14 protein-coding genes and 2 pseudogenes are annotated in these 13,248 nt (G+C 36.8%); 12 read left to right on the top strand and 4 right to left on the bottom strand.

The window, feature by feature from the left end:
• Positions 1–219: 219 nt before the first annotated feature.
• The 8 genes and pseudogenes from Q5W13_RS03480 to Q5W13_RS03445 all read left to right on the top strand — a co-directional run bounded on the left by Q5W13_RS03480 (position 220) and on the right by Q5W13_RS03445 (position 6,544).
• On the top strand, positions 220–969 hold the full coding sequence (locus tag Q5W13_RS03480; protein ID WP_304445384.1) for a BamP family beta-assembly machinery protein: 750 nt from the start codon (positions 220–222) through the stop codon (positions 967–969).
• A gap of 27 nt (positions 970–996) precedes the next feature.
• On the top strand, positions 997–1,737 hold the full coding sequence (locus tag Q5W13_RS03475; protein WP_304445383.1) for a carboxypeptidase-like regulatory domain-containing protein: 741 nt from the start codon (positions 997–999) through the stop codon (positions 1,735–1,737).
• Positions 1,738–1,792: 55 nt separating this feature from the next.
• Positions 1,793–2,452: a peptidase associated/transthyretin-like domain-containing protein gene (locus Q5W13_RS03470; protein ID WP_304445382.1), complete on the top strand. Its 660-nt coding sequence runs from the start codon at positions 1,793–1,795 to the stop codon at positions 2,450–2,452.
• Positions 2,449–2,613: a hypothetical protein gene (locus Q5W13_RS03465; protein ID WP_304445381.1), complete on the top strand. Its 165-nt coding sequence runs from the start codon at positions 2,449–2,451 to the stop codon at positions 2,611–2,613. Before Q5W13_RS03470 ends, Q5W13_RS03465 begins: the two co-directional genes overlap by 4 nt.
• A 50-nt stretch (positions 2,614–2,663) precedes the next feature.
• Positions 2,664–3,170, top strand: coding sequence for a DUF6702 family protein (locus Q5W13_RS03460; RefSeq protein ID WP_304445380.1), 507 nt, complete (start codon positions 2,664–2,666; stop codon positions 3,168–3,170).
• A 60-nt stretch (positions 3,171–3,230) separates the two neighbouring features.
• Positions 3,231–5,547, top strand: a pseudogene (locus Q5W13_RS03455) (M1 family metallopeptidase).
• 83 nt (positions 5,548–5,630) lie between these two features.
• Positions 5,631–5,969: a Sec-independent protein translocase subunit TatA/TatB gene (locus tag Q5W13_RS03450; RefSeq protein ID WP_155597579.1), complete on the top strand. Its 339-nt coding sequence runs from the start codon at positions 5,631–5,633 to the stop codon at positions 5,967–5,969.
• Positions 5,970–5,971: 2 nt separating this feature from the next.
• Positions 5,972–6,544, top strand: coding sequence for a phosphatase PAP2 family protein (locus Q5W13_RS03445; protein WP_155597578.1), 573 nt, complete (start codon positions 5,972–5,974; stop codon positions 6,542–6,544).
• Here the strand turns inward: Q5W13_RS03445 and Q5W13_RS03440 are convergent.
• Positions 6,510–7,151: pseudogene (locus Q5W13_RS03440) on the bottom strand (O-methyltransferase). The gene Q5W13_RS03445 and the pseudogene Q5W13_RS03440 overlap by 35 nt on opposite strands.
• Positions 7,152–7,219: 68 nt before the next feature.
• Here Q5W13_RS03440 and Q5W13_RS03435 point away from each other — a divergent pair.
• From Q5W13_RS03435 to Q5W13_RS03420, 4 genes are all read left to right on the top strand, one after another.
• Entirely contained in the window at positions 7,220–7,687 is a 468-nt protein-coding gene (locus Q5W13_RS03435; protein ID WP_304445379.1) for a GNAT family N-acetyltransferase, read from the top strand.
• Positions 7,688–7,743: 56 nt separating this feature from the next.
• Positions 7,744–9,015, top strand: coding sequence for a kynureninase (kynU, locus tag Q5W13_RS03430; protein ID WP_304445378.1), 1,272 nt, complete (start codon positions 7,744–7,746; stop codon positions 9,013–9,015).
• Between the two features lie 192 nt (positions 9,016–9,207).
• Complete coding sequence (locus tag Q5W13_RS03425) at positions 9,208–10,272, top strand: M12 family metallopeptidase (RefSeq protein WP_304445377.1); 1,065 nt, start codon at positions 9,208–9,210, stop codon at positions 10,270–10,272.
• A gap of 130 nt (positions 10,273–10,402) precedes the next feature.
• Positions 10,403–11,557: an MFS transporter gene (locus Q5W13_RS03420; protein WP_304445376.1), complete on the top strand. Its 1,155-nt coding sequence runs from the start codon at positions 10,403–10,405 to the stop codon at positions 11,555–11,557.
• Positions 11,558–11,560: 3 nt separating this feature from the next.
• Here Q5W13_RS03420 and Q5W13_RS24570 read toward each other — a convergent pair whose 3' ends face one another.
• The 3 genes from Q5W13_RS24570 to Q5W13_RS03410 all read right to left on the bottom strand — a co-directional run bounded on the left by Q5W13_RS24570 (position 11,561) and on the right by Q5W13_RS03410 (position 13,244).
• The gene (locus Q5W13_RS24570) at positions 11,561–11,782 is read right to left on the bottom strand and encodes a hypothetical protein (RefSeq protein WP_368662417.1); all 222 of its coding nucleotides are present in this window, start codon (positions 11,780–11,782) and stop codon (positions 11,561–11,563) included.
• Entirely contained in the window at positions 11,760–12,242 is a 483-nt protein-coding gene (locus Q5W13_RS03415; protein WP_368662416.1) for a hypothetical protein, read from the bottom strand. Before Q5W13_RS03415 ends, Q5W13_RS24570 begins: the two co-directional genes overlap by 23 nt.
• A gap of 96 nt (positions 12,243–12,338) precedes the next feature.
• The gene (locus Q5W13_RS03410; protein WP_304445375.1) at positions 12,339–13,244 is read right to left on the bottom strand and encodes a PorP/SprF family type IX secretion system membrane protein; all 906 of its coding nucleotides are present in this window, start codon (positions 13,242–13,244) and stop codon (positions 12,339–12,341) included.
• Between the last annotated feature and the right edge of the window lie 4 nt (positions 13,245–13,248).

The raw sequence follows: 13,248 nt of genomic DNA, 5'->3' as shown, positions 1-13,248 counted from the left end.
GTAATGAGGTAGTTACAACATAGATTTTAGTTATTTTACGAATTAACAAAAGTTTAGCCACCGTGGTTTTTTTAAGACCAAAACATGTATTTCCTTTAACCACTTAATTTAAAAAACTGGTAACTCTATTTTATTGTACGAAAGTACTCCTTATAAAGTTGCCCTGAAATTGATTTTAAAAAACCACGTCTTTTACAAGACTACTTATAAAACAACCAAATGAAGATTATCCCTACCCTAATATGTGTTCTTTTTACTTTCTTATCTGTAACCGCCCAAGATGATGATCGCCAATTATTGCGTGGTACGGTATTGTACAGAAATATAAGTGTACCTAATGAGAACGTTATAAATATTACTACAGAAACTGCAGTGATATCTAATGAAGAAGGACAGTTTGCTATAATGGTTAAAGCTGGTGATGAATTGGCTTTTACAGCAGTGAACTATAATTTGGAAGTACTTAAAGTTACCGAAGAAATTATTAAAAATGGTCGTTTGGTAGTTGAAGTGAACGAAAAGGTTACTGAATTGGATGAGGTGGTCGTAAGCCCAGAGAATGAGGAGAAATTCCTAAAATTGCAGAATGAAGAATTTAAAAAGGTTGAGTATGATATTGATCGCTCTACCGAAGTAGAAAATATAGCCCTAAGTGAATCTGAAAGGGGAATGAAAGACGGACTTAATTTTGTAAATATATTTAAGGCGTTGGCTAAAGCAAGTAAAGGAGATACTGCTGAAAAGAAGCCACGTATGAAAATGAGTCAAGTATTAAGACAGGTATATGATGATGAGTTTTTTGTAGCCGATCTTAAATTGCCTCAAGCTTCTATAGATGATTTTCTAATATATTTAGATACCCACGAACCTGAATATGCATTGCTTTTAAAGAAAAACGAATTTGAGCTAATCGATTTTTTGGTTAACAAAAGCAAGGCGTACCGAGAATTAATTAATGAAGAGAAATAAACTTCTTTTTATATTTTTTTCTTTCTCTTGACGGGTCTATCCGCTCAAGATTTCTTTTCTGATGAACTTCAGGGCCGCGTCTTTAGTAAAGATGGTGATGTGGCCGCAACTCACGTTTTAAATACAACCACTAAAAAGGCTACAATTACGAACATTGATGGTTTTTTTACTATTGTTGCTAAGCTTAATGATACCTTGGTGTTTTCTGCCGTGCAATATAAACGCAAGGAAATTGTAATTACGCCTAGTCTTCTTGAAAGCAAACTTCTAATGATACCACTAGAAGAATCTCTGACAGAATTGGATGAGGTTGTGGTAATGCCCTATAATCTTTCGGGCAATATAGCAAGTGACCTTAAAACCTTGAGAACGGAGCCTGTTATTACCGCCTCCACTTTAGGGTTGCCTAATGCTTATGTGGTTCCCATGACTAAAGCAGAGCGCGAATTTCAGGCTGCTACCGCAAACCCATACACAAGTTTTGACCCGTTAATTAATATGATTACCGGTCGTAAGAAAATGTTGAAAGCTCGCCTAAAGCGGAATGAGAAATATGCCCGAACCCAAAGGGTACGAGAATTTTATGTGGATTCTCTTTATACTACCGAGCTAAAAATTCCCCAAGATAAGATTGAAGAATTTATGTACTTCTGCGAAGTAGATGCCGCTTTTCAACAAATTGTAGATACCCATGATAGAATAAAAATATGGGGTTATATGAGGAAGAAGAGTGTTGTGTACCTTAAAAATTATGAAGGGGAAGAGTAGGTTAGATAGGTGATAAAGCAATTAATTATATAGTTAATTGCCAAAATAATACCATATGAGACCATTACAAAGATTATTTTCTGTGAGTGTTATGGCAATGGTGGGAACCATGTCTCAAGCCCAAGTTTCATTAGAAGGTCGTGTATATAGCAAGAATGGTGATGTTTCTGCCACACATGTGTTGAATACAACCTCAAATAGAGCCACAATTACAACTGCCGATGGTTTTTTTGATATTGAAGTTCATCTTAATGACACTTTGGTTTTCTCGGCCGTACAATTCAAAAAGAAAGAAATAGTAGTTACAACAGCTATTTTAGGAAGTAAATTACTGGTAGTTCCCTTAGAGGAAGTTTTGACTCAGTTAGAGGAGGTAGTGGTAACCCCATATAGTTTAACGGGAGATATGAGTAGGGATTTAAATAGAGTTCCTGTTGGTTCAATAATTACGGCGCGCTCATTGGGTTTAGAAAACAAAAGGGCAATTAACCGTAAAGGAATGGGTGAAACTTTTAGATTAAATAAATACCTAAACCTAGTTACGGGTTATGATACCATTACTTTAGCGATGAAGGTGCGATTCGATTTGAAAATTGTGAAACTGTCCGAAGATATCTCAGGAAAGACCAAAGATTTAAAAAAGTATGCGACTTTGGAAAAAGAGGTTGGGCAAATAGATGAGATACGGTTATTTTTTACGGATTTCGTTTTATGAATACCCTGAAAATTCCCGAGCATAAAATTAATGATTTCTTGAACTACTGTATGGTATATGCTGATTTTAAGGAACTCGCAAACGCAGGTGACATGGCTTCGTTATATAAGTTAATGTCACAGAAAAGTCTAGTTTACAGAAAAAACAACGGGTTGGACTAATACTGTTTTTGGCATAACATTTGCCTATTTTTGTAGTAGAAAATCAGTTTATGAAGTCTTTAAAAATGTTTTTTGTAATACTAGTACTTCCATTGGTTGCCTTTACGGCAGCTCATAAGTTTTACGTAAGCGTAACAAATGTCAATTATTCAGAAAAAGACAAGGCGTTACAAATCACTTCTCGTGTTTTTATAGATGATCTAGATAAGCTACTTCAAGAGCGGTATGATGTGAAATCTAAGTTAGCTACAGAGGAAGAATCGCCATTGGCCGATGAATACCTAGAGAAATACCTGCGGGCCAAATTTGTAGTGGAAGTAAACGGTGCCAATGCCTCTTATAATTATATAGGAAAGAAATACGATGCAGATGTAGTCATCTTTTATATTGAGGTGCCCAATGTTGATTTAGCAACATTAAAAACCATTCAGATTGAAAATGAAGTTTTGACCGATTTGTTTGATGAACAACAAAACGTAGTGCACTTCAAGGTAGGAAAAGATAAAAAGAGCTTTGTTTTAGTCAAATCTCGTACTAAAGGAATGTTAAAACTATAACATCTAGGTAACTATTCCTTAAATTATTTTAATTTTCAGCGATTAAAACCACAAACATATATGAACAAATTAAAGTACTGTCTAGCTTCGTTACTTTTTGTATTCGCCAGCGTAATAATGGCACAAGAAGGCGTTAACGCAGACAAGGAACCAAGGCCATTACAATCAAAGTAAATTCAAACAGTTATACGAAGAGTTCGCAACTCCTAACAATTATCGATCAGCATCGGGTACACCTTATGTCCCGAGTATTATCAGCAAAAAGCTGATTATAAGATGGATATCGAGCTTGACGATAAAAACGCAAAAATCTTTGGTACAGAAACTATTACCTATACCAACAACTCACCAGATGACCTTGAGTACCTTTGGTTGCAATTAGATCAGAACGTACGTGCTAAAACCTCAAAATCTCCTTTGCGTAATGGCGGTGGTGTACCAATGGCAGAGCCTGCCGGTACTTTCGCACAGAAATACATGACCGAGCCTTTTGATGGCGGTTTCAATATAGATTATGTGAAAGATGCTAACGGAAAACCTTTGAAGTATACCATCAATCAAACTATGATGCGTATTGATATTCCAAAGCCGTTGAAAAGTAAAGAACAGATTTCATTTTCAATAAAATGGAATTATAACATTCCTGATCATACCATAAACAGAGCCCGTTCTGGTTTTGAATATTTCGCTAAAGATGGCAACCGCGCCTATGTTATTGCACAATTCTTTCCAAGAATGGCAGTATATAGTGATGTAGAAGGTTGGCAGAACCATCAGTTTTGGGGCAGCGGAGAATTTGCTCTTACTTTTGGCGATTACGATGTTAATATTACCGTACCTGCGGATCACGTTTTAGATGCTACGGGAACACTTCAGAATAGAAAAGATATCTTTTCAAAGGATATGATGAAGCGTTACGAACAAGCTAAGAAGTCATATGACAAACCTGTTGTAATCGTAACCCAAGCCGAAGCCGAAGAGGCAGAAAAAGGTTTTTCTGAAAAGAAAAAGACATGGAAGTTTAGAGCAGAAAACGTAAGAGATTACGGTTTCGCTACTTCAAGAAAATTTATTTGGGACATGCAGGCCGTTAAAGTTGGCAGCAAAGATGTTATGGCAGTTTCGTTATACCCAAAAGAAGGTAACCCATTATGGGAAGAATATTCTACTAAAGCGGTAGCACATACATTAAAATCATACTCGTCACATACGTTTGATTACCCTTATCCAAAAGCAATATCGGTACATGCCAAACAACAAGGTATGGAGTACCCTATGATTTGTTGGAACTATGGTCGTCCTAACGAAGATGGTACGTATTCCGATCGTGTAAAATATGGTATGATCAGTGTAATTATTCACGAAGTAGGTCACAACTTTTTTCCTATGATCGTTAATTCTGACGAACGCCAGTGGGGTTGGATGGATGAAGGTCTAGATACTTTTATGCAATTTATGGCGGAACAGGAATTTGGTGAGAAATTTCCAGAAGCAATTGCGCCAAACGATAAGTATCCTTCAAGAAGAGGAGACCCATCTAAAGTTGTTCCTTACATGGCAGGAGATCAGAGTACGCTTGCACCGATCATGTCAAATCCAGAAAACGTTTATCAGTTGGGTCCTAATGCTTATGGTAAGCCAGCTACAGCCTTAAATATTCTACGTGAGACTGTAATGGGGAGAGAGCTTTTTGATCATGCTTTTAAAACATATTCTCACCGTTGGATGTTTAAACACCCAACTCCAGAAGATTTCTTTAGAACTATGGAAGATGCTTCTGCAGTAGATTTAGATTGGTATTGGAGAGGATGGTTCTATACTACGGATTTTGTGGATATAGGGGTAAAAGGAATTAAAAAATACTATGTAACGGACAAGCCAAGCAAAAAGATGCAAGAGTATATGGCTGTTCGTGGTATTTCTGAAGAAGATTTACCTCCATTAGTTTATTTGGCTGAAGAAGGAAGTGAAGATTTAGATCCTAACTTAAAGGATAAAGCACCTTCTGAGAATTCAAAGTCGCTTAAAGAATTTATGATGGATAATTTAACAGCAGACGAAAGAGCAGCTGTTAAGGAGCCTAAATATTTCTATGAGGTTACTTATGATAAGCCAAGGTGGTATACCAATGCCATTAATTGTAGAGTACACCTATGCAGATGGGACTACTAAAAACATAACTTATCCACCAGAAATATGGAGAAAGAATGATAAAGAAGTGAGTGTGGTAATATCTTCACAGACAAAACTTACTGGTATTGTTGTTGATCCAAAGGCTGAAACTGCGGACATTGATACGTCTAATAACGCATGGCCTAAGAAAGAAGAGAAATCGGATTTCGAGAAGATGAAAGAAAATGCCGTTAAAGGCAAATAAATTTTTGTTAATATCACAAAAAGACCTGTTAGGTTTTCTTAACCTGACAGGTCTTTCTATGTAAACTTTATTATATTTGTGATATGTATTCATTGTACTTTTTATTCATTAGCGGAGGTGAAATATTCTTTATCATGTTCATCGTGGTAATGGTTTTTGGCGCCGATAAGATTCCCGGCATAGCCAAGGGGCTAGGCAAAGGTATGCGTCAATTAAAAGACGCCACAGAAGATATTAAACAAGAAATTCAAAAGAGTGCAGATAAGCAGGGTATAGATACCAGCTTTATTACGGACATCAAAAAGGACATTGATGATGTTAAAGATAATATTACTTCAGGAATCGGTAATGACCTTAAAAAAGGAGTAAGCGACGTTAAGAAAAGCGTTGATGATGTTACTGGAAGCATCAAAAGAAGTTAGGTTTGCTTGATCGTATTTTAGAATGGGATAGGGAAACCTTTATTTACCTCAATAATTTAGGCATTGAAGACTATGATCAATTTTGGATTATAGTTACCCATTTCTCCACTTGGATTCCCCTTTTTATTTTATTTCTCGTTTTAATTTTTTTAAAATACCCAAAGAAAGAAGCTGTCTTTGTGGTCATCACTATTTTGTTAATGTTGTTTTTTGTTTCAACTATAACAGACTTGACCAAAGAGGTCGTGGCACGTACAAGGCCCAATAATAACGAGAATATAAATACGTTGATTCGTATTCTTAAACCTTCTTCAACCTTTAGTTTCTTTTCTGGTCATTCTTCCAGTTCTTTTTCGGTAACTACTATTGTAGTGCTGTTTTTAAGAAGACGTTTTAAATGGTGCTGGCTGTTCTATATTTGGCCAATATTATTTGTGTCTAGCCGTATTTTTGTTGGCGTGCATTTTCCAATAGATATTATTGTGGGATCATCAGTAGGTGTTTTCTCGGCGTGGCTTTTCTATATGCTCTACGTTCGCCTTATCGCACCCTACTTAGGGTTAAGCCATCCCTAATAGGTAGTAATACTGTTTCTATTCGTGGGTCTTCTTTTAATTTTTTGTTGAAGTCCAGCAGAATAGGTGTCACCTTATCTTTTTTATCTACAGGCTCAACTACTTTACCGGACCATAATACATTATCAGATAGTATAACACTACCTTACCGAGTCTTTTGCATGACCAGTTCAAAATAATCAGGGTAATCCTTTTTTTCAGCATCAATAAAAACAAGGTCAAAGGTAGTTTCAAGTTTTGGTATGATATTTTTGGCATCACCAATATGTTGTACGATTTGATTCTTGTATGCACTACGGGAAAAATAGCGTTCTTGAATATCTTGTAGCTCTTCGTTAATATCTATGGTGTGTAACTCACCATCTTTTTGCATTCCTTCTGCAAGGCAAAGGGCAGAGTAGCCTGTATAAGTACCTATTTCAAGAATATTTTTAGGATAGATTATTTTTGATAACACACTAAGTACCCTTCCTTGAAAATGACCTGTAAGCATACGTGGGCGCACTACTTTAAGATGTGTTTCCCTAGTAAGTTCTTGAAGCAATTTGGGTTCGTTCTCTGAGTGATTTTGAATGTAATCCTCTAAATCTGAAGATAAGAAATGCATGACCTGTAATTTGTGCAAATATATAGTATTTTAGAACTTCTTAACCGTAGAATAGACCTGTAGAAACTATGAGTAAATTTATTACGCGAAGCGCAGTATTGAGTGATTTAGATACTTTACTAGAATTTGAACAAGGCATCATTGCTTTTGAAAGACCTTTTGACCCAACTCTAAAAGAAGACCCTATCAGTTACTATGATTTGGGTGAGTTGATTAAAAGTGATGATGCAGAGGTTGTGGTAATTGAACACGAAGGACAACTCGTTGCTTCCGGCTATGCACAAATTAAGAAAGGCAAGCCATATCTTGATCATGAACTATATAGCTATCTAGGTTTTATGTATACCGATGCTAGTTTTAGAGGGCAAGGACTAAATAAAAAGGTGGTAGAAGCACTAAAGGACTGGTCCAAATCAAAAGGTATTTCTGAAATACGCCTTACCGTCTATGATGATAATGCAGGAGCTATTAGAGCTTACGAGAAAGTAGGTTTTAAAGCACACATTGTTGAGATGAGAATTGTTAACCTAAAGTAGCGCTTCAATAGTTTAAATATCCTTTCCTAAATTGTATTTTTGATAAAAACTGCCTTATGAAATTCGAGAACACCTTAGAGTTTGCCCAAAAACTAGATGGCGAAGATAAACTACGAAGCTATCGTGATGAATTTTATTTTCCTAAAGTGAACGGAAAACAGGTTATTTATTTTACAGGAAATTCTCTCGGGTTACAACCTAAACGGACTAAGAAATTTGTTGATGATGTCATGACAGATTGGGAAAATCTTGCTGTAGAAGGTCATTTTCATTCAGAAAAGCCTTGGTGGGATTATCATGAGCGGTTAGCAGCCCCATTGGCAAAAGTGGTGGGAGCAAAGACGGAAGAGGTTTCAGTTATGAATACACTTACGGTGAACTTACATCTATTGATGGTTACCTTCTACAGACCAACAAGCAAACGTTACAAGATTCTTTGTGAAGAAAAAGCATTTCCCTCGGACCAATATATGTTACAAAGTCAGGTGAGACATCATGGTCTTGATCCTGAGGATACTTTGGTTGAGGTAAAGAAAAGAGAAGGTGAAAACTTCTGGCGTACCGAAGATGTTATTGAAAAGATAAATGAAGTAGGTGATGAGCTAGCTCTAGTTCTTATTGGTGGAGTAAATTATTACAATGGTCAAGTTTTTGACATGGAAACAATAACCAAAGAAGGTAAGGCTGTTGGGGCCAATGTAGGTTGGGATTTGGCTCATGGTGCAGGTAATATTGAATTGAAATTGCACGATTGGGATGCAGATTTTGCTGCATGGTGCAGCTATAAATATATGAATAGCGGTCCTGGTAATGCTTCTGGTGTATACATTCATGAACGTCATTTGAATAAGAAAGATATTCCAAGATTTGAAGGCTGGTGGGGGACCAAAAAGGAAACTCGTTTCTTGATGAAACCGGAATTTGAGCCCATGGCAAATGCCGATGCTTGGCAGTTGAGTAATCCTCCTGTATTATCTGTGGCTCCTTATTTAGCTTCTTTGGAGATGTTTGAAGAGGTAGGTATGGACGCTTTAATTGACAAAAGAGACCGTATTGTAGCTTATCTAGAGTTCGTTCTTCAAGAAATAGAAGCGGAAATGGATGGGACTTCTTTCGAAATTATTACGCCTAAAGATAGAGGTACACAGTTGTCCGTTTTTCTTCACGGGCAAGGAAAGCCACTTTTTGACTACTTAATGAAAAATGGCGTCATTACGGACTGGCGTGAACCCAATGTGATTCGTTTAGCTCCGGCACCTTTTTATTGTTCATTTGAAGACATGTACCGTTTTGGTCAAATCTTAAAAGAAGGTATTAAAACGGTTTAATTCCTATATCTTTTAACACTTAATTTTTTCCTGATTCTATTGGGGTAGGAGAGGTATTTCCGTTTTTTTAAATTTTTAATTAGTGCATTTCATCGATAATAATTACCATTCGTCGACCGAATTGGTGGTTATTTCCGTACATAAAATGTGAGTTTTGGCCCCAAAACTTAAAATGAACACTAAATGAAAAAAATGAAAAACAAAACGTTTCCTACTCGTCTTATGCTTTTAATGGCGGTAAGTACATTGGCAGTAATTTCCTGTTCCGATGATACTACTGAACTTGATGCCGAAACTTCTCTAGTTCCCCAAACGGAAGTTCCGGCAAATCAAGATATTCAAGATGCAGAATTTATCACTAAATATTTCATGGGTGATGCCGTGCAAGTATCTTTAGAAGATGATGGCACCTACAGTTTAGCTGGTTCCGATGCGCGATTATTTGAAGATCAACTCGCAGATTCTCCTGATACCTATAACCCAAATCCTATTCCGGGCGAAGAGCTTTCCGGTCTGGCATTGGCAGGAGGAATTAGAAAATGGACAAATAATACTGTCTATTATGTAATTAATGGTTTAAGCTCTAGCGTAAAAAGTGAGTTGCAAAAGTCTTTTGATGAATGGTCTAGCAAGACCAATGTTGTTTTTAAAGAACGCACCAATCAATCTAATTACGTAACCATCTCTTCTTCGGGGTCTAATAGTAATTCTGGAGTTGCAACCTTAGGGATGTACAATTCTGGTGGCTATATTCAATTAGGTACTCGTGCTACAGCAGTGGTTATCATTCATGAACTTGGTCATACATTAGGGTATATTCACGAACAGAATAGGTCAGATAGAGATAATCATATTATTATTAAAACAGAGAATATCCAATCTAATGCCCAAGACCAGTTCTATAAGAGTACTTCGGCAACTTTTCTTACGGGTTCTTTTGATGTGAATTCTATTATGATGTACGGTAGCTATACGTTTAGTAAAAACGGACAGCCAACCATTACTGATCGTAGTGGGAATACATTGCCTCAAAGACAAGCCCGTTTATCCTCATTGGATATACAAGGAACGAATGCTGCTTATCCGTCTACAGATGGTGGAGGAGATAATCCTGCACCTAAAGAAGAAGATTTATGCGATACTGCATCTACTTATGCTTCAAACAAAGCATACAGCGTAGGTGATTATGTATTGTATTATGGGAGGCTATACCAAAGAGATTATACACGTTGGAATTACATAAAAAGTTGTAATTAATACCAACCAATAGGCTAAAATAGGGTAAATTTTTATCCGTTACATATAAAGAAAGACCACCTTTTAAAGGTGGTCTTTTTTTCGTTTTTGGACATTAGTATTTCAATTATCTTCGTATCAAATACCCAATATGAAATCTCTTCGTCTTATTTTGACAAATTCACGCTATTTTGGCGCAGCATGGGTGTTTGCGAGTATTAACATCCTTTTTGGTACATGGGCCATTTACATACCAGCGGTAAAAGAACAGCTTCAAATAGATAAGTCTCAGTTGGGGCTTGCTATATTTTTTCTTTCCCTTGGGGTGTTCACGGTTTTTCCCATGGCCTCTTCTATCATTAATAGAATAGGAGTAGGGACGGCTACTTGGTACGGAGTTGTACTAAGTAGCGTGGCAGCACTTTTACCTTTATTGTCTCCTAATTATTATACGCTTATGGCCGCGTTATTTCTTTTTGGTGCAGCTAATGGTTTTACAGATATTTCTATGAATACCTTGGTGACTGAACTAGAAAAAGAAGATAGAACAAGTTTTATGAGTGCTTCCCATGGATTTTTCAGTTTGGGAGGCGTGTTGGCCGGACTAGGTAGTTTTCTTATAGGACCATTGGGTAATCCGCCATTACACATGCTAATTGCTGTTCTATTAGTTTTAGGTATCAATTTTATTTTCCATGAAAAGTATAAAAATATAGTAGCTGCGGTTGAGGAAAAAGAAGCATTTAGTTTAAAACTCTTTAAGCCGATGTTGTTTTTAGGGTTGATTTCATTCGTAGCCATGGGAAGCGAAGGTGCCATCGTAGACTGGAGCGGACTTTATTTAAAAGAAATAAGTTTAGCACCCGAAGTCCTTTGGGGAGCCGGATTCTTAGGTTTTCAAGTTACTATGACTTTAGGACGTTTTCTTGGAGATGGTATCAGCGAAAAAATAGGATCGGTGAAAATGGTAACGTTTGCCACTGTCTTGGTGTTATTGGGATATGTAATGGTCTTGAGTACGGAAACGTATATGGCCATTTCCGGTTTTGCTTTAAGCGGACTAGGATTTTCAGTTATGGTACCAGAGGTATTTCGTATAGGAGGTAAAGTAAAGGGTGTAGATTCTTCACAAAGTGTGTCATTTATAGCGGGCACTGGCTATACCGGTTTTTTAGTGGCCCCTCCAATTTTGGGGTTCATTGCCGATAGCTCTTCGCTAAAAACTTGCTTTGCGGTACTATTTGCATGTGCCCTTTTAGTATTGGCAGCAACTTTTAAATTAAATCGAAATCGGAAAAAAGCTTAACGATTAGTTTGTTTTTACTTCAAGATTGGTAAAGTAAAGTTTAAAACTACCATCTTCATTTTGATGTATTTTGGCTACTTTAAGTCCGCCAACATCAGTATAATCTTCCCAAGTAGTGCTCATAGAAGGTTCTACCTGATTCCCTTTTCTAAATACCCATTCTTTTATGAGATAATCATCGCCAAAATAAAAATCATAGGCATCACCAAGGCGTGTAGCCTCCATCTTGTTTGTAAACAACCGTTAGTTTCTGCATGGATGTTTTGCTAATAGGGGCTTCGGCACTTGGTGTAAGTTCGTTTGTACTTCCGTCTTTATCCCAAAGAATATTGATGGGTGCTATCAGCCAATACTTATCATTAATGAACCCGCCGTTAGTTTTGTAGGCCGTACTGTCCATATCCTTTCTGTTATAGACTAAGGTGTCTTCTGTGGATATGGCAGTTACCTGATTCGTTTTTGGTTTCCAAATCCACGTACGTTCAAAGTGAGAAGTATCTCGGTCTACATTAAAAGTGAATTTTAGCTCTTCAACTTTATTCCAGTTTTCATAGCCGTTGGCATAAGCTATTTTTTCTAAAATAGTTAGCTCTTTTTCGGGTTGAGGTGCTTCTGTTTTTTTTGTCTCTTTACAGCTAATAAAAAGAATTGTAAAAAGAATACATGCGGAAAAGTACTTTGCCATAACGTAATTTTTTCTCAAAGATAAATGCTTTTGATCAAAGCAAGCACTTGGCTAAAAATCATTACGGAATAATTACTGAAAAATGAAGAATACCTTTTAGAAATAACGGGGAGATTTCATTGCCTTTAATCCTCTATTAAATAATTCATAAATAAGAATAACCTCATGTGTTCCTCCTGAATAAGGTCTAAAGCTTGAGGTAGGCAAGTCGTAAGCATACCCAATTCTAAAAGAATCGGAAATGGCATAATCCATCAACACACCAAAACTATCGGAATCATTAAAACGGTATGATGCTCCAATCCAAAATTTCTCGTAGAAAAGAAAATTTGCTGTAACATCATAAGACGCTGGTGCACCGTTAGTATATTTTAATATGGCCGTTGGTTTGAATTTTGTAGTTTGTCCAATATCAAAAACATAACCACCAATAGCATAATAGCTGTTGCGTTCAAGGGCTACAAATTCGCCATTGTTTAAATCTGTATTTAATATTCTAGGAGCTGATGCACCTAGGTACCATTTGTCTGAACTAACATAAATACCGGCACCCATATTAGGATTCCATTTAGAGAAGCCATCAAAAAAGAAAGGGTCACCTTCGTCCGGTGTTCCTAATTTATAATTAGTAACACCACCTTTTAGTCCAAGGGCCATATTTACATTGCTGCTTAATGGAACGGTGTATGAAACATCTGCGTAGATGTAGTTTGTTTTCTCAAAACCTAATTGGTCATTTATGTAGGATAGACCAACACCTATATTACTAAAACGTATTGGTGTATGTACAGATAGCGTACTTGTTGTTGGGTTTCCTTCTATACCAGCCCATTGGTTCCTGTGCAAAGCAGTAGCATTCAATGTTTGTCTGCTGCCCGCATATGCCGGATTTATAGACATAGTATTATAAACGTATTGTGTAAACTGTGGAAGCTGTTGTGCATTTGAAAAAAAGGCACAGCTTACCGCCAAAATTGCTAGGTAATTTCTAAGTGCTGTCATGGTT

The organism is Zobellia laminariae, from assembly GCF_030553095.1.
In the GTDB taxonomy this organism is placed as follows: domain Bacteria; phylum Bacteroidota; class Bacteroidia; order Flavobacteriales; family Flavobacteriaceae; genus Zobellia; species Zobellia laminariae.
The sequence above is the reverse complement of the archived record's forward strand: the minus strand, read 5'-3'. Positions and strand labels throughout refer to the sequence as shown.